Raw genomic sequence first — 22600 nt, forward strand, 5'->3', positions numbered from 1 at the left:
AATAAAGGTATAACAATAGGCAAAGGAGTACAGAAAGATGCAAGGCTCCAGAATATTTATGGTTACGCTTTTTAGTGTTTCACTTTTCATCGCTGTTATCTCGGACGGGATCATCGTCGAGAGCTCTGCCTATATAAAGGCCCTGGTCATATACCTGCTGTTTTCCTGCTTGTATCACCATTTGCGGATTATCAGCAGAAACGGAAATACCTCGATCGATTATGGGATTAATTACAGTCTCTCCATTGGGCTTTTTACAGGGCCATTGGGTTTATTAATATTTGAAGCCATCTATCGATTTAGCGTTTATTTTTATAAAAAACACACAAAAACAGACGATCCGGATGAATTTTTCCATACATTTTATAACATTGGCTCCTTTGTGATGAGCAACTCTATCGCATTCTATTTATTCAATCTGCTATATCCCCTCTTTCAGGATGCGGCATTCGGTTTTTGGATAGTCATGCTGATGCTGATTACCGTAACATCCATGCTTTCAGACATTTTCCTGATTACCGTGTTTAAATTGACAGGAGATATTAAAACGAAGCAGGAAGCGATTGATTTTATCAAAACTAGAAGTGTGCTGGATATGGGGAAGATTGCCTTTACTAATGGTCTTTTGCTGTTATTCCTGAATGAGGGAAAATGGGAAATGCTCATAAGTCTATTTATACTTAATTATCTTGTCAGCCGCTCCTTCCTGTCGAAATCGCAGATGCTGCAGAATAAAATCGAACGCGATAAATTTGAGCAGATGGCCTATACCGACTTTCTTACTGGTGTTTTTAACCGTGCTTATATGGATAAAAAAATGACGGAACTCAATCAATCGGGGGAATACATCGGGATTGTAGTGGCGGATATCGACAAATTCAAAAGGATTAATGACAGCTATAACCACGCCGTGGGCGACCAGGCAATCAGGCACTTTGCCGATTCATTGAAGAGCTACCTTTCTAAAGATGATTACTTATTTCGGAGCGGCGGAGAGGAATTTACAATAATTATGAGGTTCAGGTCATATGAAGAATGCTTGAATTTAGCTCAGAAAATACGCAAAGGCATTGAAAACAGCACGTTTCATGCAGATTTTAAAGAGCAGTCCATTTCTCTTTCCTACACGGCATCCTTTGGACTTTTTTACTATAAAGTGAACGAGCTGCTTTCTATTGAAAAAGCTTATGTATACGCAGACCAGCTCCTTCTGCATTCCAAGGACTTGGGAAAAAACAGGCTATCATGCCGGGAAGAGCCAATCCATCAGCATAGCCACAAAGAAGCAATACTTACAAACGCATAGGAATATTTACAGCAGCCGCCAGTTTGAGCGGCTTTTTTTATGGGAATAACTTTGTTTTTTAGAACAGTTTAAATACTGTTATTATTCTAAAAAAATATTCATTTATTTAATTCTCAGGAAAAATCAATTTATTCTGCCTGAAAAGTCAATAATAACCATCGTTACATAAAATTTTTTTTGACAATTAGGAACTATGAAAGATATTATAGAATAGCTAAAAGGAGGATGAAACATGTCAGATTTTAATAGGCAGAAAATTGTTGAAAGTGTGCCTCAAAAAGGTTTCTTTGGACATCCTAAAGGCTTGTTCACACTTTTCTTCACTGAATTTTGGGAGCGCTTTTCTTATTATGGAATGAGAGCGATCCTTGTATTCTATATGTACTATGAGGTTTCAAAAGGCGGTTTAGGCCTGGATGAGCCTACAGCTTTAGCAATCATGTCCATTTATGGATCATTGGTGTATATGTCAGGGATCATCGGCGGATGGATGGCCGACAGATTGTTCGGAACCTCCAGAGCTGTGTTCTATGGCGGAATTTTAATCATGCTCGGCCATATTGCCCTTTCTATTCCTGGCAGCCTGGCTATGTTCTTTGTTTCCATGGTGCTGATCGTATTAGGTACTGGATTATTGAAACCAAATGTATCAAGTGTGGTTGGGGATATTTACAGCCCGGAAGATAATCGCCGCGATGCAGGTTTCAGTATTTTCTATATGGGTATCAACCTTGGAGGATTCCTTGCGCCATTAATTGTCGGAACAGTTGGAATGAATTATAATTTCCACCTAGGTTTCGCAATTGCAGCTGTTGGTATGTTCTTTGGTTTATTAGTGTTTATTTTAACGAAAAAGAAAAATCTTGGATTAGCAGGAACTTATGTATCTAATCCATTATCTGAAGGCGAAAAGAAAAAGGTTTATACAAGAATTGGCCTTGGTGCTGTGGTTATTGCCATTTTAGTGGCCATCGGCATCCCTACTGGTCTTTTAACATTTGATTCGTTTATTGCCCTTGTTGGTGTTCTTGGTATTGGTCTTCCGATCATTTACTTTACTGTAATGTACCGCAGCCCGAAAACAACAGAAGTGGAACGTTCACGCATCATTGCTTATATTCCATTATTCATTGCATCTGTTATGTTCTGGGCTATCCAGGAGCAGGGTTCAACGATTCTTGCGAATTATGCGGACAAGCGTACCCAGCTTGACTTTATGGGACTTGATATTTCACCGGCATGGTTCCAGTCTCTAAACCCTTTGTTCATCATTTTCTTTGCGCCAGTATTTGCCTGGCTGTGGGTGAAGCTTGGCGACCGCCAGCCTTCAGTGCCGCAGAAATTCTCACTGGGTCTATTATTTGCCGGTTTATCTTTCATTGTGATTCTGCTGCCTGCATACCTAGGCGGAACAGATTCTCTTGTAAGTCCATTATGGCTGGTTCTTAGCTACTTTATTGTTGTTCTTGGTGAGCTTTGCTTATCTCCAGTCGGACTTTCAGCCACAACTAAATTAGCGCCTGCTGCTTTCTCCGCTCAAACGATGAGCCTTTGGTTCCTATCAAACGCGGCCGCACAGGCAATCAATGCACAGATTGTTAAGTTCTATTCACCAGAAACAGAAATGACTTATTTCGGTGTAATTGGTGCAGCTGCAATCGTGTTATCCATTATCCTATTCATGTTGAGTCCTAAGATTCAAGGATATATGAAGGGTGTACGTTAATAGAAAAGCGGAAGCCAGAAGAGTTTATGCTCTTCTGGCTTTTTTTGTGCAGTTTATTTCACGGATTAGAATCTGCTTGGCCGGTATTTCTTTAAAATCGGCCGGTAAATGTTCTATTTGGGCCGGTAAACAGCAGCCTTCATTCTTTCCACTCCGTCAGCATCGGCCCCTCATCACCATAAACAGGATCAGTCTGCGGAACCGGGACATTTTTAATTTCTGCAAGAGCCTGTACACGGTCTGAAGGGTCTTTTTTCTTCATATTCGGGCTTGTTCCGCCGGGATAGGCACCCACGACTTCGAAGTCCGGACTGCTTTCAGCATTCTTATGTCCTGTGCCTGCAGGAAGGAGAATGACGTCGCCCTGGTGAAGTTCAAGACGCTCGCCCTGGTCACCGCCGATAAGGACGGTGGCTTGTCCTGCTTTGACACCCAGTACTTCATGAGTGTTGCTGTGATAATGGTGGTAATCATACACCCCGCCCGTCCAGCTGCCGGTCCATTGATGTCTGTTAAAAGCCGCCTCTATTTCATCAGGCTGGTCCTTAAAAACGGCCTTGTAGATGATAACAGGGAGGTCCGGATTGTTGGGTATTTGCCCATCATCCGCCAGCTGGAATGTTTGGATTTGGCTATTCATTTGAACTGCTCCTTTCGAATTGCCTCAATTACTTTGTTTAAACGTGTCTCCACCTTTGATGGTTCCGTTTTGGAATCCTTTGTAGAACCATGACTTTCTTTGTTCTGACGTTCCATGAGTAAAGCTTTCCGGAACTACATAGCCCTGCGCCCGTTTTTGAAGAGTGTCGTCCCCTACTGCCGTTGCCGCATTCAGGGCTTCTTCCAGATCGCCTTCCTCTAAATATCCCATTCCGTGGGCATGGTGGGCCCAAACACCTGAATAATAATCGGCCTGCAATTCAAAACGGACAAGATACTGATTAAACTTTTCTTCACTCATTCTCTGGCGGAGCGGCATGATTTCCTCAGTCGTTCCAAGCAGCGTCTGCACATGGTGCCCTACCTCATGGGCTATGACATAGGCCATGGCAAAATCACCAGGAGCCTGGAATTTCCTTTGGAGTTCTTCGTAAAAGCTTAAATCAATGTACAATTTTTGGTCGCCTGGACAATAGAAGGGCCCTACGGAAGAGGACGCTGCCCCGCACGCAGACTGTACGCTGCCTGAGTATAAAACAAGGGTCGGCTCCTCATATTGCAATCCCTGCTCTTCGAATATTTCCGTCCAGACTTCCTCTGTATCCGCCAGCACAACAGAGACAAAATCAGCAAGCTCTTTCTCCTGCTCTGACTCTTCATATGGCACAGCTGTACCAGAGTCAGTTCCGGCCATATTGCCTAAAAGCTCACCCGGATCACCACCGAGGAAGGTAAATAACAATACAATAATAATTCCGCCCAGGCCACCGCCGATCAGGGTTTTTCCCCCTCCGCCCATGCCTCTCCGGTCTTCTACATTAGAACTCGCTCTTCTGCCTTTCCACTTCATGATTCAGCCTCCTAATGAAACGCCATTTATCATTCATTTCATTAGTGTATACCCGAATTGAGGGGATTTATTAACTTAGCAGAAGTAAAAAAAGGTGCCTGCAGCAAACAGGCACCTTTTTTCTCTTATTATTCTTCTATCGCGCCAGCCGGATCATAGAGGCTCAGGTCAATATCCACCTCTTGCCCGAGAGCAAGCTTGGCCAGCTGGGCGCCAAGAAACGGCCCTGCGGTCAGCCCTGAGGCTCCAAGTCCATTTGCTAAGTATAGACCCTTTATGCCCGGAATGGGGCCGATAATGGGCAAGAACCCGGGTGTATAGGGACGGAAGCCCACACGTGCTTCTGTGAACGTTCCATCCGACAATCCAGGGGCTATTGCTAAAGCTTTTTCAAGAATTTCATTTAGACCGCCAGCTGTCACTCTTAAATCGTAGCCCATATCATCTTCATGGGTAGCACCAACGACGATGCGGCCTCCTTCAAAAGCCAGAATGTATTGATTGTTTGGCGGCATCACAACCGGCCAGTTGCCTGTATCCTCCCCTTCAAGCTGGAGATGGACAATCTGGGCTTTTTGCGGCTTCACATCCAACTGAATACCAAGCGGCTTCAAAAGCTCCCCAGCCCACGCTCCAGCCGCTGCAATGACACTTTGCGCTTCATATTGTTTTCTGCCGGCTTTGACTCCCATGACCTCATCTCCATGACACAAGAGTTCAGCTGAGCCATGCACCAGCTCTGCACCATGCTTTTCAGCTGCCCGCAGCAGGGCGTCCCTTAGTTCCCGGCCGTTGACGCGCGCCGCGCCGCTTACATGTACAGAGGCATACTCCTTTGCTAAAGGCGGGAACAGCTCCAATGTCCGGTCTGGAGATAACGGTGTAATCTCCCCCATTTCTGGTGCATCCCCGCGCCTTTTTACCGCACGTTCTTCCATTTTTTCAAGCTTTACAGGGTCGGTATGGAGGCTGACGGCTCCAACTTTCTGATAGCCCGTCTCTGTCTCGCCGTCTTTTTCAAGCTCCCGGATGAGTGTTTGATAATAGGCCGCTCCCCCTTTGGCCAGCGCGTACCAGGCCTTATTCCTCCGCTGTGTCAGCCAGGGGCATATAATTCCGGCCGCTGCGTCTGTGGCCTGCCCAGGATCTTTGCGGTCGATAACCGTGACTTCCGCTCCTGCCTTAGCCAAATGGTAGGCTGCAGAGGCCCCCAGAATTCCTGCACCAATGATAATATGACTTTTCATAATGACTCCTTTTTGCGATCTTGTTTGCCACTTATTTTACAAGAGTTTGGGGCAGCGCACAAAAAAATCATGGCAGATGCTTAGTCACATTTGCACAGTGATAGTGCTGGAAAGCTGCTGGGACGCGGAGCGACCGATAAAGTGGAATTCTGACCGATATCCTTAAAAAAGTGGCCGATAAAATCAAATTTTGACCGATATCCTTGGCAAAGTGACCGATATATTTAAATTCTGACTGATATACCTGGCGAAAAGCCCTGATAAAGTTAATTTCCGGCCTATATCCTGATCCAGCAATTAAAAAATTCCCTTTCTGCCCGCTATCCTTTGTCCAGCGAATTATTCCATACAAAAAAACTGCATGACAGGCATAAAACCCATCATGCAGCTCCATTAAAATGGCTTATTCGGTTCATAAGTCGGCTGCTGGTTTTGTGCCTGATACTGCTGGCTTTTGGCTGCCGCATCCTGGACGTTTTCTTCAAGGGCAAATTCTGTGTCCATTCCTTTTTTAAATTGTTCCGCCTGGTTTTGGGCAGCTACGATCTGCTGTTCTTCTGTTACTTTGTTCGGCTGCTTTGGCATCCCTATCTCTCCTTTTTTTTAGAAGTATAGATATAGATTTTCCAAAGCTTCAGGCACTATTCACCTTTTTACAGGTCCACCTTTGTTCCGATGCCCTCGAGAATTGCTTTTTCATAAACGGCGGCAGCCACAGCAAGGTCAAAGTAGGCAATGCCGACTGATTTAAATAAGGTAATCTCTTCATCGTTTTCTCTGCCTGCGATCATTCCGGCTGATAATTGTCCGATTTCGCCGTGAAGGTCCGAAAAGCTCCAAACGCCTTCGGTGGCAGGAATTATGAAATCACCTGCTTCGTCTTTGACCCCTTCCAAGGTGTCTGCGACGATTTTAGAGCTTCGCAGCAGTGTTTCTGAGTCGACTTCCTGCATATGCGGAAGATAGGAGCCTACCCCGTTAATATGCGTACCCGGCCGGAGGGCCTTGCCTGAGAACACAGGCTTTTCGGAGCGGGTGCTGCAGATGATAATATCCGCAAGGGAAACAGCTTCATCTGCATTTTCCAATATGGTCACCGGACCGTTGAATTCATCAAATTTTTCAGCAAACTCATGTGCCTTTGCAGCCGTCCGGTTGTAAAGGAAAATTTCCTTTATTTCGCGGACCTCCAATACGGCATGCAGCTGCTCTTCAGCCATTGCCCCACAGCCAATCACGGCCACAGATCTTGCCGATTTTTTCCCCAGATGCTTAGTCGCAATGCCGCTCACGGCACCGGTCCGGAGTCTTGTCAGGTACGAAGCATTCATGCATGCCAGATGTTCCCCTGTTTCCGTATCGCTTAATAAAATGACTCCCTGAGTGGTTTTTTTGCCGATTGCAGGGTTCTCCGGAAAGATGGTAACCACCTTCACAGCCGTTTTTCCAATTGGCGGCATGGCGCTCGGCATATAAAGGGCAGAGGCTTTTTTCTCCGGAAGATCCAGGACAGTTCTATGGGGATTCTGAATTTTCCCCTCCAGATTATGAACCAGGGCATTTTCCAGATCCTTAATGGCTGTTTCCATCGTATAGATGGATTTGATTTCTTTTTCAGATAATAAAAGCATGAAATCTACCTTTCTAAGCTTTTTGATCGGTTTGTCCGAAGCCTGTATGGAATGAATCATCTCCTGGCAGATCAGAATCAAGGTCCTGATTGCTTCGGTCACGGACGGATGCAATCGCAATTAAAGAGATGGCGGCTGCAAGCATGATGTATAACGCTACAGGAACATAGGAATTGTCATAGGCATTCAGCAGGGCAGTTGCAACGAGAGGAGCGGTTCCTCCTGCCAGAGCGGCCCCTATTTGATAGCCCAGTGTGATGCCGGTATAGCGGACGTTAGACTTAAATATTTCAGAAAACATCGTCCCAAGTACAGCGGTGATCGGAGCCCAGATGATGCCGAGACCCAATATGGTAGCCACAACCAGCAGAACTGCCGAACCCTGGTGAAGCAGCCAGAAGTATGGAAAGGCATAAAGCATCATCAGGACCGTTCCGCCCACATATAGCTTTTTCCTGCCAATTTTGTCAGACAGTTTTCCCATGATAGGGATTAGAATAGTAGTAATAATTGTTGCAATCGTAACGGCATTCAGGGTAACGGTGCGCGAGAACCCAAGCTGTGTTGTCGCATAGGAAACAATAAAGGTTCCGAAGATATAAAATGGAGCTGTCTCCACCACTTTTGCGCCGACAGCAATCAATACTTCCTTCCAATGGCTTCGCATCGTTTCCACAAACGGAATCTTGGCGATTTCGCCTTTCTCCTGGGCCTTTTTAAAGGATGGTGTTTCATCAATGCCTTTGCGGATCCATAGGCCAAAAAAGACCAGCAGGGCACTTAGAATGAACGGTACACGCCATCCCCATGATAAAAAGGCCTCTTCAGGCAATAAAGTCATGATGGATAAGGCAAGCGTTCCAAGGAGCATTCCGATGGTGACACCCATTTGCGGAATGCTTCCAAAAAAGCCGCGCCGATTTTTTGGGGCATACTCAACAGCAAGCAGCAGTGCGCCGCCCCATTCTCCTCCAAGCCCAATACCTTGTATTAAGCGTAATATGATCAGCAGGATCGGTGCTGCCGCGCCTATATTATCGTAGGTAGGCAAAAAGCCCATGAGAACTGTTGCACCACCCATAAGGGACAGTGTGAGGACAAGGGTCTTCTTTCTGCCGATTTTATCGCCGATATGGCTGAAAATAACACCACCAAGCGGACGGATGAAGAAAGCAAGTGCGAAAGAGGCATACGCCAGCATCAATCCAACGGCCGGGTCATCGCTATGAAAAAACATTTGATTAAATACAAGTGCAGCAACCGTCCCATACAAAAAGTAATCAAACCATTCGATGGAACTTCCGATCAGGCTTGCGATCAGCACTTTCTTTTCTAATTTCTTTTCCAATCCATTTCCCCCTCTCTTGACTGTAAAAATGTACAAGTTCATCATAGTTTATATTATTTTGATATTTCAATATATTTTTAAAATTGGCTAATAAATAGAACTTATTTACCTGCCCAATCCCTAAGGTGAAAGTATGGGAATGTTTTTGTTATAATCATAATACTTAGATGGAATTTGACCTTAACTGGAGTGAACACGTTGAATACAAAAAAAGCACTGCCTCTTTTATTCGCAGTTATGTTTCTTGTTATGGTGGGGTTTGGAATCATCATTCCTGTCATCCCCTTTTATGCGGAAGAATTAGGGGCCTCACCCACTGAACTGGGCCTATTAATGGCTGTTTATTCGTTGATGCAGCTGCTGTTTGCGCCTATGTGGGGGCGTGTTTCCGATAAAATCGGACGCAAACCGGTCATTATGATCGGCATTTTTGGCCTTGGCCTGTCTTTTTTCATGATGGCCTTATCCACTGAGCTTTGGATGCTGTTTGCTGCCAGAATCATCGGCGGCTTCCTGTCTTCTGCCAATATGCCGACAGTCATGGCTTATGTTGCAGATATTACATCTGAAGAAGACCGCGGAAAAGGGATGGGGATCATTGGAGCTGCAGTGGGCTTGGGGTTTATTTTTGGGCCGGCAATCGGCGGCATCTTTTCCCGGGAAAGTTTGAACATTCCTTTCTACGCGGCAGGAACATCTTCGTTTATTACTTTTTTTCTTGTCATGCTTGTGCTGAAAGAATCCCTTTCACCAGAGCAGCGCAGTCAGGGAACTGCTAAGCGTCCAGGACTTTTAACAGCCTTAAGCGGGAACACTGGAATTTTGTTTATTCTTCAGCTATTTGTTTCGTTGTCACTGGCAGGTCTGGAAGCAACCTTTGCGTATTTTGCAGCTGACAAGGCTGGCCTTGGCACAGTGGAGCTTGGCTATATCTTTATGATTATGGGATTTGGAGGCGCCCTTGTGCAGGGCGGTTTGGTAGGAAGAATGACGAAAAAGTATGGAGAAGGAGCTGTGATTCAGCTAGGGATCATCATCTCCGCCATTGGCTTTGGACTTATTCTCCTTGTCGACAGTTTTACCACAGCAGCGATTTTCTTAACAGTATTCGGCATCGGAAATGGGTTTATCCGCCCAAGCGTGTCTTCCCTGCTGACAAAGACATCTCAGACTGGACACGGCAGCACGACCGGCCTGCTGTCATCATTTGACTCCCTGGGACGCATTATCGGGCCCCCGCTTGGCGGTTGGCTTTTTACCATGAGCATCGGTGCCCCATACATCTCGGGAATCCTGCTTTCCGGATTGGCATTCGTGTTGTATCGTGTTTATTCTGCCAAGGTAAACAGAACCCAATCAATTACATCTTAAAACAGAAAAGGAGGCCGCTCATGCCTCCTTTTTCTATTTCTGCAATATAGCCTGAATCACATGCCCCGTACCTGTATGGCCTTTTCCTTCAACTCTCTCCTGTTCGCCATAAAAGAAATGAAGGACTTTATAGCTCTTAATCCATTGGAGAAGATCTGCGGGATCATACACCATATCAACACTTTTCGGTCCGCCTGTTCCATAGAGGAGCTGATCCTCCGAATAGACTTCAAGCATGACGATTCCACCCGGCTTTACAACGGAAACCAGCTTATCGAAAACAGTCTTTTGATCTTTTTTCAGAAAATGCCCGAAAACCATAATCGAAGCATCATACTCCCCCGATGGAACAGGATCATGAATGAGATCCTTCTGCCCAGTTTCTACTCTGACATGGTGGCGTTCAGCCAGCTGCTGTGTTTTCATTAACCCGCTTTGTGTATAATCCCATGCGGTTACCTCATGCCCCTGCCTGGCAAGGAATACAGCATTTCGGCCCTCACCCTCGGCCAAAGCAGCAACTCGTTTGTGCCCCTCAAGCCGCCACGCATGCTCTCTGATAAATTCATTTGGCTCTTCGCCATATAAGTATCCTTCTGTGGAGAACTTTTCTTCCCATAGATTTGCCAATATAACCACTCCTTCCTGATAAGGTATTCTAGAAGTGGTTATGGAAATCCTATTGTATAATGGAAAAAATGCCAGCAGAAGAGGAGGATGACGATGAAAGAGCTGACAGCGATGGAAGAGGTGCATCAGTTTATTCAGAGTGCTGAGCTTGGCCTTATTTACGTGCTGACTGACAGCTGAAGCGTCTGTCATGGCCTGCTTCCTCAGGTTGAGGAAGTGTTGAAAGATTATCCCCGTATAGAAGCACGATTTGTGAATGCAGGTAAGGTCACTGAGATAGCCGGGTTCCTCATGGCTTTTACAGTGCCTGTGATTGCCTTATATCTGGATGGAAGAGAAGTTCTGAGGGAGGCGCGGTTCATACCGGTCGAGAAGCTTCGTGATGATTTGAAGAGGATCTATGAGGGTGTTTTTGATGTATAAAGCAAGGACTGGCGGTGCTTTTCCGCTGGTCCTTTTTGACTATTCAGCTGAAGGTTTAAAAAAAATCAACATTGCATAAGCACAAGAATTCTAAGGTTAAAATTGATAGATTTGCAGTTAAGTAGAATATTAATTTCTTCTCCTATTAAATAACCCCAAATTTTATTGTCATAAATACCTACTAACGCTCCCAATAATCCATCAATTTATCGAAATCTAATCCTTTTAGCCCAGATTTAACACTTAAATCGCCTTTTAATTTCCCCAATTAACAGAATGTTCTTTCTTCTTTATACTTTTCAATAGAAAGTCCTTACAAACTATGAATCAAGTATGTAAGGATGTTGGATCTTGATTATTTTAAAGCAGTTTAATAGGGGTGATTTCCCAGCTGCTTTAAGGGTAAACCACTATACTTTTGAAGAGGAGAATACTCACGAATGGGAGATTTCAGGTTTAAAAAGTATTTAACAGCTGCCATGGCTGCTGCTATGCTGGCTGTTCCGCCCCTGCAGGCTTCGGCTGATGATTCAGGAAAAGGCATCCTAAAAGGTGCAGATGGCAAAGCGGCCATAACTGATCTGCAAGGGATGAATGCAAAAGCCAGTAAAGGCAAGCATGTCATTACCCTTATTACAGGTGATGTCGTAACTGTAACCGAATTTGCAGATGGAAAGAATATCATTCATGTTGAACCAGCGGACCCTTCCGCAAGTGGAGCACGTATTTTGACAGCCAACAAGGAAACGTATGTCATTCCTGATCAGGCTATGCCATATCTGGCTTCCGGATTTTTAGACCAGGATCTATTCAATATTACGGCTTTAATGAAAGATGGCTATGATGATGAAAATCAAAAGGAATTGCCGGTCATCATTCAATATTCCGAGTCCAAAGGCCGTTCAGCTGATGCTCATCCAGCCCCAAAAGGCTCAAAGAAAACCCATGTACTTGAAAGCATAGATAGTGTTGCAGTCTCAGCTGATAAGAAAGAAACAAAGGAATTCTGGAAAGAAATTACTAAAGCAAACAAAACTTCTAAGAAAACTAAGGCTGCACTGGCTCCAGGCATTGAAAAAATCTGGCTGGATGGCCGTGTCGAAGCTTCTCTTGAGCAAAGTGTCCCACAGATAGGAGCCCCTTCAGCTTGGGAATCCGGCTATGATGGAACAGGCGTAAAGGTGGCTGTTCTTGATACCGGAATTGATTCAGAGCATCCGGACATTGCAGGCCAGCTGGATGAGGCAGTGAGCTTTGTGCCAGGAGAGGAAGTAACCGATAGACATGCACACGGAACACATGTAGCTTCCACAGTACTTGGCACAGGTGAAGCTTCTGAAGGACGGAATAAGGGTGTGGCTCCTGGTGCCCGTCTCCTTGTAGGAAAAGTACTTAGTGATGAAGGCTTTGGCCAGGATTCATGGATTATAGATGGAATGGAATGGGCTGCTGAAAATGCCAAAGTCGTCAATATGAGCCTGGGGAGTTCTGAACCAAGCGATGGAACAGACCCAATGGCTCAAGCTGTGAACAATCTTAGTAAAGAAACAGGTTCCTTGTTTGTTATTGCTGCCGGGAACACTGGCAGTGAAGGAATCGGATCGCCAGGAGCTGCTGACGAAGCTCTTACTGTTGGCGCCGTGGACAAGTCTGACAATCTTGCCTGGTTCTCGTCTAAAGGGCCAAGCTTTGGAAGCTCAGGATTAAAGCCTGATCTTACTGCTCCTGGAGTAGGAATCATGGCAGCACGTTCTCAATATACGAACCAGGGAAGCGGCTCTTACATGAGCATGGATGGCACCTCAATGGCAACACCTCATGTTGCTGGAGCTGCAGCCCTTCTTTCCCAGCGCCACCCTGACTGGACCGGGGAACAGCTTAAGGAAGCTCTGATGAGCACCACAAAGAAGCTAGAGGACATTAAGCCTTTTGAAGGCGGAACTGGCCGTCTTGATGCTGAAGCTGCAGTGCTTGGTAATATAAGAGCCACTGGTTCCCTCGACTTTGGCTTCTATGACTGGCCTCATGAGAATGATGTACCGGCTGAGAAGGCCATTACGTATACAAACGACAGCGGACAGGATGTGACATTGGATCTGTCAGTATCGATGAAAGATAGCCATGACACCGATGCTCCTGCCGGAATGGTAAAGCTTTCATCAGAAAAAGTGACTGTTCCAGCTAATGGAAGTGCTGAGGTTACCGTTACACTAGATCCGAATAATGGTGATTTCGGCGCCCGTTATCAGGGACATATCAGTGCTTCAGCGGAAGGCCAAAAGGTTGTTCATACGTCATTAGGCATGATTAAAGAAGATGAAAGGTACCCGCTTACCATAAAGGCAATTGACCGGGACGGAGAAGCTGCCTCTGCATACTTCTACCTTTTGGGACCAACTGGCGAACCACAGTTTATGTCAGTGGAAGGCACGAAGGAGCTGCGGCTGCCGAAAGGAACGTATTCAGTTATGTCGATGATGGGTGTTGATGCAGATACAGATCATGCAGGTGTAGCGCTTGTCGGCGACCCGGAAATTAACCTGGATGGCCCTCAGACAGTTATGCTGGATGCCCGCATGGCCAACGAAATTACTGTGGATGTTCCGAAAGAAACAGAAGCCAATTATCGGAAGATGGAATATTACCGCAGCATCAATGGAAACCAGGTGAATGACATTTACATTATGCCGGTAGTGGTGGATAAAATGTACGCTGCACCTACAGAGAAAGTAAACGCTGGTGAATTCACACAGGCTACGCGCTGGCGCCTGGCAGAACCAATGCTGACAATCGGTTACAAAGGAAAGGAACTGGATGATATCCCTCAGGCAGGCAGCACTCTTCTGAACGGGAAGTATAATTTGAATGCTGTCTATGCCGGAAATGGATCCCCAGAGGATTATGAAAAGCTGGATGTAAAAGGGAAAGCCGCAATTGTGCAGCGCAGTGATGAATTAACAGGATCAGAACGTGCGGCAGCAGCGTTAGCAGCAGGAGCAAAACTATTGATTACCGTTAATGATGGACCTCAGGAGCTTAGTGAATGGGTGGGAATAGAAAATGAAGATTTTTCACTTTCCAACAGCCCTCTCCCGGTTGCTGGCATCAGCGGCACTGAAGGCAAAGAGCTCATCGCAGCTGCCAAGTCCGGAAAATTGACCTTAGAAGTCGAGGGTACACCTGACTCGGATTACTTATATGACCTGGTGGATATGCATCATCAGGCAGTGCCTAAAAAGGTAAACTATTCTCCGAAATCGAAGGACCTTGTCAAAATCAATTCTGAATATAAATCAGATCGTCCTGCACCGGGCGCTGAGTTCCGGTACGATATCCTGGCGCACAGCTTTGCCGGAGTAGGTTTCCTGCAGACCCTGTCACTTCCGTCTGTCAGAACAGAGTGGGTATCGGCGCAAAAAGGTACATCATGGTACCACCAGGCTGGTGTTCTTGATGCCCAGTGGGAAGTAAGACAGCCAAAAGTAGAATATACACCGGGTCAGACATTGAATGAAGAATGGTTTTCACCTGTGGTCCGTCCTCGTTTTGGTGATGGTTTCTGGGCTCCATACCGTTCAGGCAATAATTTGATATTAAATGTTCCTGCCTGGGCTGACTCAGGACCTGGACATACGGGAGCAGACATGAATTACCCTGGCGATCAGACATTAAAGCTATATCAAGGGGATAAGCTGGTTAAAGAAGGAAAGGGCCAGGCACTCTACTTATTTAATGAATTTCCGGCAGAGAAAACCCAGTACAAACTCGTAAGTGATGCTGCCCGTGATGCAGAGCGCTGGAACACATCAGTCCGTACACATACGGAGTGGACATTCTGGTCACAGAAGCAAGAAGAATTCCAGACTGCTCTGCCGCTGATTTCACTTGATTATAAAGTGGATACTGACATGTCAGGCAACTCCACGGCCGGTAAAAAGAAGCTTGATTTATCAGCTGTTCAAATAGCCGATGCTCCTGAAAACGGCAAAATAAAAGGAGCCAGCCTTGACGTTTCCTTTGATGAAGGAAAGACATGGGAAGCGGCAAAATTAGTTTCCAAGGGCAATGGCTGGACTGCCGAAATCAAGCATCCAAAGATGAAGGGAAGCTCTGTCTCCCTGCGTGCCAGTGCATGGGATGATGCAGGCAATCGTGTAAATCAGGAGATTATCAAGGCTTATGGATTAAAATAATGAATAAAGGATGAAGCTCTTGTTAAGCAGTGGATTGCTTACAGAGAATGTGTGAACCAGGCACCCAATGCCTGGTTCACTTTTTAATAGATCCGTCTAACACCGCAACCCGCTAGGGCAGCTTTTGAGGATTCAAGAGCCTTTCCTTACGCTTTTCTAATTCCTATGCCCTATAATGGCTTGTCATTTCAGACAATGACCTTGCCAGAGAGTTGAGTTTCATCCCAATTTCATCCGTTTTCTCCATCTGTCCTGTTTGAATGACACTGGCGGCGAGCATTTCTTCTGCACTGGCCAATGTTTCCTGTGAAACAGAGGAGAACTGTTCAGCCCCCTGTTCAAGCTGCGGCAATGTTTTTTCCAGGCCTTTCAGCTCCGTTTGCATGGTTTGGAGCTTTCCGCTTACATTAGAAATCTCATTCATCAGCTCGTCCAATGATATTTTGGATTGGCCTGCCATCTCAAGATTGCCTTTTATCTCTGTATGTAGCTGGTCAAATTCCTCTGAAGCCCTGAGTGTTATATTCTCCATATTTCTTATTCCCTGAGTGATATCTTCTGCAGCACCTGCAGATTGCTCAGCCAATTTCCTGACTTCTCCTGCGACCACGGCAAAGCCTTTCCCTGCCTCTCCCGCACGGGCAGCCTCGATGGAAGCATTTAAGGATAACAGCCTTGTTTGTTCAGCAATCCCTTTTACCATTCCGACAAGATTTGTAATCGCTGAGGAATGGTCTTTGACCTCTTTTATTGTCAGGGTCAATTTTCCAAACTCCGAGCCAAAGGAATGAATGGCAGCGATCAGATCACTGATGCTGTTCCCGCCGCGCCTGGCAGAATCATTCATCACCTCTGAGCTGCGGTTTACACTTTCCATATGTAAAAACATGTCTTCGAACTTATCTTTCATTTCTTTAAAACTGGACGCACTATTTTCAGAACTGGCAGCGGTTTGCTCTGCCCCTATTTTCACAAGGTGAATGGCTGATACCAGCTGCTGTCCGCTTTCAAGAGCGCTGAAGGAGGACCCTTTCAGCTCATTGCCCGTACTCTCCAGCTCCTTCGTTGTGCCGGTCAGCTCCCGCAGCAGGCTCCTCATTTGTTCAATCATGCTGTTATAACTTTTCTGCAGAGAAGCAATTTCGGGAATTTCTGTATGAATCTCAAGCGGGTTTTGCAGGTTTCCTTCCCGGACCTCCCGCATGGTGTTTCTTAATAGGTTCAAAGGCTTTGTTACTTTTCTTACAAAAAGACTGATAATAGCCGAAGCAGCCGATAAACTGACCACAATCGCTGCAATCATAAAATACCCGATCGCATGCACATCAGACATATACGCTTTTGCCGGGATGAGGACTACATAGACTCCGCTAATTTCCTTCATCTCCTGAAAGGCCGCTGTATAATCTGTCCCATTCATCTCAATGTGTATGACGCCATTTTTCATTGCGCTGATCTTACTGATTGTATCCCTTGAAAAAGTGGCATCCCTCTTGCTGCTGACCTTAAAAGGCGTAATCTTGTTATCTGCAAGATAGAAAAAATCAGAGTCAATCCCATCCGACTGCAGCTTTTTCTGCTGAGAACGGACACTGGCCTCGAGCTGCTGCTTAAAGTACGCATCATCACTTACATACACAAACTTTAAGTTTTCCGCTATATAGCCCATTAATTCCGCTTCTCTTGCCAGTCTATCCTCAATTGTTTTGATTGCCATGTCCTTTGTTTTAAGATAGGAACTAACTCCGACTGCCGCTATCGATAGCAGCAGCAGGGTAAAAAACAGTGCCAATAATCTTGTGCCCAGATTCAGCTTATGGCTGAAGGCTGCCGCAAAGTTGTCCAGTCGCTTCTTCATTTATCCAAAACCCCCAAAATATCATACTAATGACCTATAAGAAAATTATACAGACCGAATGTAAATTGAATGTAAAGATTGGGTGAAGAGTAATGTTTTGTAAATTTAAAAGGAACGTAATGTGGGCTGTTTTAATATATTGGTTAAATCCGAGGCTTTATTTTATAAGAACGGGGGAAGGACATGACCAATTTTCAATATTTCACGGGAACCGTTACTCAGATCTCTAATTTTAATGGAGAAGGCTGCCATAAAATCATTTCCGCTGATAATGGAATGGGGGGAACTGTCAATTTCATCGTATCTCCTTCCACTTACGTTTTAGATCAAACCATGCTGTCTGCGGGGGACATCATTACTGGATATTATGACGGCAATGCTCCTGTTCCGCTGATATATCCTCCTCAATACCGTGCGCTTGTGGTCGTAAAACATACTTCTCACCAAAATGTGAAAACGGACTATTTTAATAGCCAACTAGTCAGCAGTGATGGCCAGCTGCAATTAAACGTCTCGCCGTATACCCAGATGGTGCTGACAAATGGGCAGGCCTTTACCGGCAGCCCCGCAAACAGAGACTTAGTTGTAATCTATGGTCCGTCTACCAAAAGCATACCTGCCCAGACCACACCTTATAAGATCGTTGTTTTGTGTTTATCCTCCACATGAAAAAGAGTGCCTGGGATGGGCACTCCTTTTTTCAAGGCTAGTATTTACTCATCATCCACTTCGCCGTCGCCAATTTCATCCTCTTCTTCCACATCTTCAACCTGTTCGTCTTCCTCAGGCTTTTCATCGTTTCCGCAGCCCGTTAACGTTACGAAAGATAGAGATAGAAAAAGCATCAATAAGTATTTTTTCATTTAGATAACCTCCTTTCTCTTAGTTTTTCAAAAAGACAAATCATATATGTATTGTTAATAATTTACAAACCTTCCTCCCTTTTGAATATTTGCAGCTGGATAGGAAAACACTTGTATAAAGCTGAACTATGCAAGCTTACTTTTTACGCAGATTAAAGGATGTGCCATAAATGGATTTTTTACAGAGTCAGCACTCACTTTCTGCCTTGGAGTGGGGACTCAGGGCTGTCATCGCTTATTTCTTCTTAGTCATTGTTGCCAAAGTGCTGGGGCAGCGTGCCATTTCCCAATTAAGACTCCTGGATTTAGTAATGGCTTTAGTGATAGGCAATATTATTGCCCATCCCTTATCAGATGAGGAGCTAGGACTAAAAGGTTCAATTGTTACAACCACTGTACTTGTGGTTCTTTACCTGATCAGTTTATTCAGTATCCTGAAATGGCCAGCGGTTAGAAGACTGGTAAACAGCAAGCCTATCCCCCTTGTGCAGAATGGAGAAATCATCTACAAGGGCTTAAACAAAGCAAGGATATCCATTGATGTGCTGCTGGAGGAATTACGCGAGAAAAAAGTAGAAGATGTAAAAAAGGTGGCGCTGGCTCTATGGGAGGCCAACGGGAGCATTTCCTTCTTTTTAGACCCCAAATATGAGCCCATTACACCTGATTTCCTCCAAAGGAATGCTGAACCATTCGATATGCCCAGAACCATCATTAAGGAAGGCAAAGTGGATAAAAAAGAGCTGCAAAACATACAAAAGGACGAAAGATGGCTAATCTCCCATTTAGAACGCTGCTATCAAACAGAAATTAATAACGTTCTGTTAGCTACCCTGGACAGCAAAGGAACCTTGAAGGTATTTTTATATCACTAATTTGGGCATTGCCAAAGACATGTCTCTCTTTTATGGAAAAGGCCTGCTGATTGCCATTAGGGAAAAATGGCTCGAACAGCCGCCACAGGCAGCGGGGACACAGGTATAAAATTTTTCACCATTCTGTCACATCTTTCTTCAATCCCCCTGTCTTTTCCCCCCTTTCATTTCGATTATCAATGATGAAAGGGCGGTGCAGAGATATGAATCTTAAATCAGGCAGTGTGGACCAGTTTGAACAGTTTTCTCAGTTTAAAGATCTTCAGGAGTTTAATACCCATCTGGAAATGTGGCTTGCCGTACATAAGAATGAGTTTTCGAAGGGAGAACTTGTTGGGCTGAAACGGCTTGTTCGTTTTGCCGCTAAGGTTCCCGGTGTTTCCAATGCCAAGATCGGGACTGTGTTAAAAGCCATTCATGAGGAATACAGCGGCAATGGCATTTCCCGCTCCACTTTTAAAAGAATGGCAGCCAAGGCCGCAAGCCTCGGTCTCTTTACCGTTCATGAAACGGAAAGAAAAAACGGCTCCCAGTCCAGCAATTTGTATGTATTTAATCGTTTCCCCAAGTGTGGACCACCAAAAAAGAAAAAAATGGACCACCCTAATAAAACTATCAATCTTTCTAAAACTAATAAAAATCAAAAGAATACTAAACGTTCCGAAACCGGACTTGATTACAGCTTTACCAGTGATCGTGTTCCAAAAGCATTTTTGGAACTTGCCCGTTCCTTTTTTCCGGAAGCAAAGCAGATTGAGGAGTTCTGGAGAATGACAGCCATAGCCGCTTACAAGCACAATTGTGAACAAAATATGAACGTGGTGCTGGATAGAGCTATCCATGCTTTTAAACAGCTGATCCGGAAAATAAAAACCTGTACAATCGCCCGTCCTATCGCGTATTTCTATGGAATTTTAACGAGAAAATTTGAAGAGCAGTATTACGAAGAATTATTCGAAATGGGCTTTTCAGCGCGTGAAGAGGATTTGTTTGCGAAATTTTTTTATATAAAATAAAAAAACTTCGTTACTGCCCGTAACTCTCAAGTTAGACCCCTTAACTCCGGACTTAGACCCCCTAACTCCGGAGTTAAGGGGTGTTAACTGCCGATTTACAGCTTTTTCTCCATTCGCAAAAAAATGATGAAAAAGCTATGTTTGAGCTACCCGGGAATACTTAGAGAGCGCGCTTTCCTGAAGGGATTCCAGCATGGAGAGCTTTGAGCAAGTGGCAGCACAATATGAACCGATGATTCATCAGATTATTCGATCTTTGAGTATTTATAAAAATCAGGAAGAGTATTTTCAAATCGCCCTCATCCGGCTTTGGGAGGCATGGAATCTATTTGACCATACAAAGGGAAAGTTTCTGACCTTCGCCTATAGCATCGTTAAACAGAAGCTGATTGATGAATTGAGAAAAACCAGGATGCAGAAAAACACCACTGTCACCCGGAGTGAAGAATTCTGGTCACCAGCGGAATCTTCCTATACACATCAGCCACTCGAAGAAGAGCAGCTTCTTTCTTACTGCAGCAGCCTCACCAAAAATCAGACCATCTGGGTCCTATCGACTTTCCTCTATGGTTTGTCAGTCAAACAGATTGCCGAACAGCATGGAGTAACAGTTTCAGCGGTAAAAGCCTGGAAAAAAGGCGCCCTGACAAAAATCAGGGCCACCCTTCAGCAAGATTAATAAAAAAATTTTTCCCACCCTGTCTTTTTACAGCCTTCATTTCGATTATATAGGTGAAAGGGAGGTGAGCAAGAATGGCACAGGCAATCATCATTGATTCAAAGCTTCGCCTGGTTTTTGAAACAGGATTGAACGGACAGGGCAAACCTGTCTACAAATCAAAAACCTACAACAGGTGAAGCAATCCGCTACAGCGGACCAGCTTTTCACAGTGGGACAGGCAATCGCCGGATTATCAAGCTACCCGCTGACAGAGATGAACAGAAATGACAGCTTCGATATTTTAGGCTAATTCTTGTTGAAAATAACAAAGCGGGAGGTGAAAGGAATGGCGAAGACACTTGAAATGACATTTGTAACGGAGCTTGGCAAAGAAACCAAATTATCGGTTGACAGCCCGAAGGAGCCAATTGATCCGGGAGCTGTGAAGGCAGTGATGGAACAAATCATTGCAGTGAACGCATTTGACGGCAATGGCGGTGACCTTGTTTCTGCCAAAGGTGCTAGATTAATAGAGCGCAATGTGACTGATTACGAATTAGTGTAAAGGAATGAGGCCGGATTCTTTGGAACCCGGCCTTTTTTATAGCTTGTAAAATAGAAAGGAGCATATAGGATGGAACAGATGGTCACCCTGATCAGCGAACTCGGCTTCCCGATTGTGGTCACGCTTTTTTTGCTGAACCGGATCGAAGCCAAGCTTGATGTGGTCGTGTCCTCAATCCAGGGATTGCCGGATCGGCTGAAAGAATAGAAAAGCGGAAGGCGCCTTGCCCATTCCCGACAAGCATAAGTCGAGCCCTGCAAGAAGGTGTTCTTTCCTTCTGGAAGGAATGGCTTACTTCTCGAGTCCCTAGGAGCCGCAGCAAGACAAGCTTGTGACCTCGAGGGGCAGGCGCTGGAGAGCTAGACAGTTATCTAATTCCAAATGTTAATACTTATATAAATATCTGGGACTCCACTAGCTGCTGGGGAGTCCTATTTTTTTGCAACCGGAATCCAGATTTCACTGCGAAATACCGGGGAAGTGGTATCTTTACTTTCATTCCAGAGTATTTCCGGCCCTTCTATTTGCTGATAGGAAGAGGAAGGAAACCATTCCGAGTAGATGCGTCCCCAGATATTCTGAAGCGTTTCAGGGAATGGCCCCACCGCTTCAAAAACTGCCCATGAACATGCTTCAACCTCAAGGGACGCCATACCCTCTGGACATTCCTTCGTGGTAGCTGCCCCTATATAATGATCAAGCTCCCCCTTTTCTTCCATTCTTCCTTCAGAAAAATTTGCTGATGCACTAATCAGACCCAGGGGATCTGTATTCGATAAACTTTTAAGTTTAATAATCATTTGTTCATCTAAACTCTTCCACATGGCTGCAATCTCCGGATTCACCCCGTTAAAAATGATCGGTACCCTCTTCTTTAAGCCCACAATCCGAAAGGCATCTTTTTCTTCTATACGATAGTTCATTGCATTTCCTCCCTTAATAGATAAATGGAAGGTCATCGGCGGATAAGCCTTAAGGGCATGGCCATCACTCCTGGCTTCTGAAGGAGTGATGCCATGAAGCTGCTGGAATGCCCGCGTAAACGAATCAGGCGAGCTATACCCATATTTCATGGCTACATCAATGACCTTGGCATTCTTATCCTTCAGATCGAAGGCAGCCAATGTCAGCCGTCTCCTGCGGATATACTCGGAAAGCGATACACCGGCAAGAAAGGAAAACATTCGTTTAAAATGGTATTCCGAGCAATACGAAATCTTTGCTGCTACTTTGAAGTCAATTTCATCCGTTAAATGCTCTTCAATATACCTCATCGCCAGATTCATATTTTGCAGCAAATCCATATCGATGACCTCCTTGTATCTACAGAATAGCAGGAGCTGCATGGTGGGCGCCCGACAATCCATGCACAAGAAT

23 protein-coding genes are annotated in these 22600 nt (G+C 45.0%); 13 read left to right on the forward strand and 10 right to left on the reverse strand.

The features are described 5' to 3' along the window. The first annotated feature begins 37 nt into the window (after positions 1-37). The gene (locus IRB79_RS00795) at positions 38-1306 is read left to right on the forward strand and encodes a GGDEF domain-containing protein (RefSeq protein WP_243506319.1); all 1269 of its coding nucleotides are present in this window, start codon (positions 38-40) and stop codon (positions 1304-1306) included. 232 nt (positions 1307-1538) lie between these two features. Continuing rightward, positions 1539-3032 carry a peptide MFS transporter gene (locus tag IRB79_RS00800; RefSeq protein ID WP_243506321.1) on the forward strand — a complete coding sequence of 498 codons (1494 nt, stop codon included), beginning with the start codon at positions 1539-1541 and terminating at the stop codon, positions 3030-3032. 139 nt (positions 3033-3171) lie between these two features. On the opposite strand, the gene IRB79_RS00805 is transcribed toward IRB79_RS00800, so the two are convergent. From IRB79_RS00805 to IRB79_RS00830, 6 genes are all read right to left on the reverse strand, one after another. Next, positions 3172-3672 carry a cupin domain-containing protein gene (locus IRB79_RS00805; protein WP_243506323.1) on the reverse strand — a complete coding sequence of 167 codons (501 nt, stop codon included), beginning with the start codon at positions 3670-3672 and terminating at the stop codon, positions 3172-3174. 24 nt (positions 3673-3696) lie between these two features. Continuing rightward, on the reverse strand, positions 3697-4542 hold the full coding sequence (gene ypfJ, locus IRB79_RS00810) for a KPN_02809 family neutral zinc metallopeptidase (protein WP_243506325.1): 846 nt from the start codon (positions 4540-4542) through the stop codon (positions 3697-3699). A 128-nt stretch (positions 4543-4670) separates the two neighbouring features. After that, positions 4671-5789, reverse strand: a complete 1119-nt coding sequence (locus tag IRB79_RS00815; protein ID WP_243506326.1) for an NAD(P)/FAD-dependent oxidoreductase — start codon at positions 5787-5789, stop codon at positions 4671-4673. 393 nt (positions 5790-6182) lie between these two features. Further along, positions 6183-6374 carry a hypothetical protein gene (locus tag IRB79_RS00820; protein ID WP_221877083.1) on the reverse strand — a complete coding sequence of 64 codons (192 nt, stop codon included), beginning with the start codon at positions 6372-6374 and terminating at the stop codon, positions 6183-6185. A gap of 68 nt (positions 6375-6442) precedes the next feature. Further along, positions 6443-7420 carry an ornithine cyclodeaminase family protein gene (locus IRB79_RS00825; RefSeq protein WP_243506327.1) on the reverse strand — a complete coding sequence of 326 codons (978 nt, stop codon included), beginning with the start codon at positions 7418-7420 and terminating at the stop codon, positions 6443-6445. Positions 7421-7433: 13 nt separating this feature from the next. Next, positions 7434-8768, reverse strand: coding sequence for an MFS transporter (locus IRB79_RS00830; RefSeq protein ID WP_243506328.1), 1335 nt, complete (start codon positions 8766-8768; stop codon positions 7434-7436). 198 nt (positions 8769-8966) lie between these two features. Between IRB79_RS00830 and IRB79_RS00835 the strand changes: the two genes are divergently transcribed. Further along, positions 8967-10139, forward strand: coding sequence for an MFS transporter (locus IRB79_RS00835; protein ID WP_243506329.1), 1173 nt, complete (start codon positions 8967-8969; stop codon positions 10137-10139). Between the two features lie 33 nt (positions 10140-10172). Here IRB79_RS00835 and IRB79_RS00840 read toward each other — a convergent pair whose 3' ends face one another. Continuing rightward, a complete protein-coding gene (locus tag IRB79_RS00840; RefSeq protein ID WP_243506330.1) occupies positions 10173-10769 on the reverse strand; it encodes a class I SAM-dependent methyltransferase in 597 nt (198 codons plus the stop codon). Positions 10770-11021: 252 nt separating this feature from the next. Here IRB79_RS00840 and IRB79_RS00845 point away from each other — a divergent pair, with 252 nt between their 5' ends. Both IRB79_RS00845 and IRB79_RS00850 read left to right on the forward strand, forming a co-directional pair. Next, a complete protein-coding gene (locus IRB79_RS00845; RefSeq protein ID WP_243506331.1) occupies positions 11022-11192 on the forward strand; it encodes a YbbN family protein in 171 nt (56 codons plus the stop codon). 440 nt (positions 11193-11632) lie between these two features. Then, positions 11633-15385, forward strand: coding sequence for a S8 family serine peptidase (locus tag IRB79_RS00850; protein ID WP_243506332.1), 3753 nt, complete (start codon positions 11633-11635; stop codon positions 15383-15385). 163 nt (positions 15386-15548) lie between these two features. Here the strand turns inward: IRB79_RS00850 and IRB79_RS00855 are convergent, their stop codons facing one another. Beyond that, entirely contained in the window at positions 15549-17243 is a 1695-nt protein-coding gene (locus tag IRB79_RS00855; protein WP_243506333.1) for a methyl-accepting chemotaxis protein, read from the reverse strand. A 183-nt stretch (positions 17244-17426) separates the two neighbouring features. Between IRB79_RS00855 and IRB79_RS00860 the strand changes: the two genes are divergently transcribed. Continuing rightward, on the forward strand, positions 17427-17912 hold the full coding sequence (locus IRB79_RS00860) for a hypothetical protein (protein ID WP_243506334.1): 486 nt from the start codon (positions 17427-17429) through the stop codon (positions 17910-17912). 44 nt (positions 17913-17956) lie between these two features. Here the strand turns inward: IRB79_RS00860 and IRB79_RS00865 are convergent, their stop codons facing one another. Next, positions 17957-18106: a hypothetical protein gene (locus IRB79_RS00865; protein ID WP_197217394.1), complete on the reverse strand. Its 150-nt coding sequence runs from the start codon at positions 18104-18106 to the stop codon at positions 17957-17959. 170 nt (positions 18107-18276) lie between these two features. Between IRB79_RS00865 and IRB79_RS00870 the strand changes: the two genes are divergently transcribed. The 7 genes from IRB79_RS00870 to IRB79_RS00895 all read left to right on the forward strand — a co-directional run bounded on the left by IRB79_RS00870 (position 18277) and on the right by IRB79_RS00895 (position 21430). Continuing rightward, the gene (locus IRB79_RS00870) at positions 18277-18981 is read left to right on the forward strand and encodes a DUF421 domain-containing protein (RefSeq protein ID WP_243506335.1); all 705 of its coding nucleotides are present in this window, start codon (positions 18277-18279) and stop codon (positions 18979-18981) included. Between the two features lie 203 nt (positions 18982-19184). Then, positions 19185-19997 (forward strand): hypothetical protein, encoded by an 813-nt coding sequence (locus IRB79_RS00875; protein WP_243506336.1) that lies wholly within the window; start codon positions 19185-19187, stop codon positions 19995-19997. 193 nt (positions 19998-20190) lie between these two features. Further along, on the forward strand, positions 20191-20676 hold the full coding sequence (locus IRB79_RS00880; protein WP_243506338.1) for a sigma-70 family RNA polymerase sigma factor: 486 nt from the start codon (positions 20191-20193) through the stop codon (positions 20674-20676). 74 nt (positions 20677-20750) lie between these two features. Next, positions 20751-20855 carry a DUF1659 domain-containing protein gene (locus IRB79_RS28200; RefSeq protein ID WP_431833405.1) on the forward strand — a complete coding sequence of 35 codons (105 nt, stop codon included), beginning with the start codon at positions 20751-20753 and terminating at the stop codon, positions 20853-20855. Beyond that, positions 20804-20968, forward strand: coding sequence for a DUF1659 domain-containing protein (locus IRB79_RS00885; RefSeq protein WP_431833457.1), 165 nt, complete (start codon positions 20804-20806; stop codon positions 20966-20968). The genes IRB79_RS28200 and IRB79_RS00885 overlap by 52 nt, the downstream gene beginning before the upstream one ends. Positions 20969-21004: 36 nt before the next feature. Continuing rightward, positions 21005-21223, forward strand: a complete 219-nt coding sequence (locus IRB79_RS00890; protein ID WP_243506340.1) for a DUF2922 domain-containing protein — start codon at positions 21005-21007, stop codon at positions 21221-21223. A 69-nt stretch (positions 21224-21292) separates the two neighbouring features. After that, positions 21293-21430, forward strand: a complete 138-nt coding sequence (locus IRB79_RS00895; RefSeq protein WP_019380521.1) for a YvrJ family protein — start codon at positions 21293-21295, stop codon at positions 21428-21430. 224 nt (positions 21431-21654) lie between these two features. Here the strand turns inward: IRB79_RS00895 and IRB79_RS00900 are convergent, their stop codons facing one another. After that, the gene (locus IRB79_RS00900) at positions 21655-22527 is read right to left on the reverse strand and encodes an AraC family transcriptional regulator (RefSeq protein ID WP_243506342.1); all 873 of its coding nucleotides are present in this window, start codon (positions 22525-22527) and stop codon (positions 21655-21657) included. Positions 22528-22600 lie beyond the last annotated feature (73 nt).

It is taken from the genome of Cytobacillus oceanisediminis (assembly GCF_022811925.1).
Taxonomy (GTDB): Bacteria; Bacillota; Bacilli; order Bacillales; family Cytobacillaceae; genus Cytobacillus; species Cytobacillus oceanisediminis_D.

Excerpts from the sequence above, each read along its gene's own strand:
- IRB79_RS00870 (WP_243506335.1), top strand. The coding sequence starts at position 18,277 with ATGGATTTTTTACAGAGTCAGCACTCACTTTCTGCCTTGGAGTGGGGA.
- IRB79_RS00815 (WP_243506326.1), bottom strand. The coding sequence starts at position 5,789 with ATGAAAAGTCATATTATCATTGGTGCAGGAATTCTGGGGGCCTCTGCA.
- IRB79_RS00890 (WP_243506340.1), top strand. The coding sequence starts at position 21,005 with ATGGCGAAGACACTTGAAATGACATTTGTAACGGAGCTTGGCAAAGAA.
- IRB79_RS28200 (WP_431833405.1), top strand. The coding sequence starts at position 20,751 with ATGGCACAGGCAATCATCATTGATTCAAAGCTTCGCCTGGTTTTTGAA.
- ypfJ (WP_243506325.1), bottom strand. The coding sequence starts at position 4,542 with ATGAAGTGGAAAGGCAGAAGAGCGAGTTCTAATGTAGAAGACCGGAGA.
- IRB79_RS00795 (WP_243506319.1), top strand. The coding sequence starts at position 38 with ATGCAAGGCTCCAGAATATTTATGGTTACGCTTTTTAGTGTTTCACTT.
- IRB79_RS00805 (WP_243506323.1), bottom strand. The coding sequence starts at position 3,672 with ATGAATAGCCAAATCCAAACATTCCAGCTGGCGGATGATGGGCAAATA.
- IRB79_RS00865 (WP_197217394.1), bottom strand. The coding sequence starts at position 18,106 with ATGAAAAAATACTTATTGATGCTTTTTCTATCTCTATCTTTCGTAACG.
- IRB79_RS00800 (WP_243506321.1), top strand. The coding sequence starts at position 1,539 with ATGTCAGATTTTAATAGGCAGAAAATTGTTGAAAGTGTGCCTCAAAAA.
- IRB79_RS00895 (WP_019380521.1), top strand. The coding sequence starts at position 21,293 with ATGGAACAGATGGTCACCCTGATCAGCGAACTCGGCTTCCCGATTGTG.
- IRB79_RS00900 (WP_243506342.1), bottom strand. The coding sequence starts at position 22,527 with ATGGATTTGCTGCAAAATATGAATCTGGCGATGAGGTATATTGAAGAG.
- IRB79_RS00820 (WP_221877083.1), bottom strand. The coding sequence starts at position 6,374 with ATGCCAAAGCAGCCGAACAAAGTAACAGAAGAACAGCAGATCGTAGCT.
- IRB79_RS00855 (WP_243506333.1), bottom strand. The coding sequence starts at position 17,243 with ATGAAGAAGCGACTGGACAACTTTGCGGCAGCCTTCAGCCATAAGCTG.
- IRB79_RS00860 (WP_243506334.1), top strand. The coding sequence starts at position 17,427 with ATGACCAATTTTCAATATTTCACGGGAACCGTTACTCAGATCTCTAAT.
- IRB79_RS00875 (WP_243506336.1), top strand. The coding sequence starts at position 19,185 with ATGAATCTTAAATCAGGCAGTGTGGACCAGTTTGAACAGTTTTCTCAG.
- IRB79_RS00850 (WP_243506332.1), top strand. The coding sequence starts at position 11,633 with ATGGGAGATTTCAGGTTTAAAAAGTATTTAACAGCTGCCATGGCTGCT.
- IRB79_RS00825 (WP_243506327.1), bottom strand. The coding sequence starts at position 7,420 with ATGCTTTTATTATCTGAAAAAGAAATCAAATCCATCTATACGATGGAA.
- IRB79_RS00880 (WP_243506338.1), top strand. The coding sequence starts at position 20,191 with ATGGAGAGCTTTGAGCAAGTGGCAGCACAATATGAACCGATGATTCAT.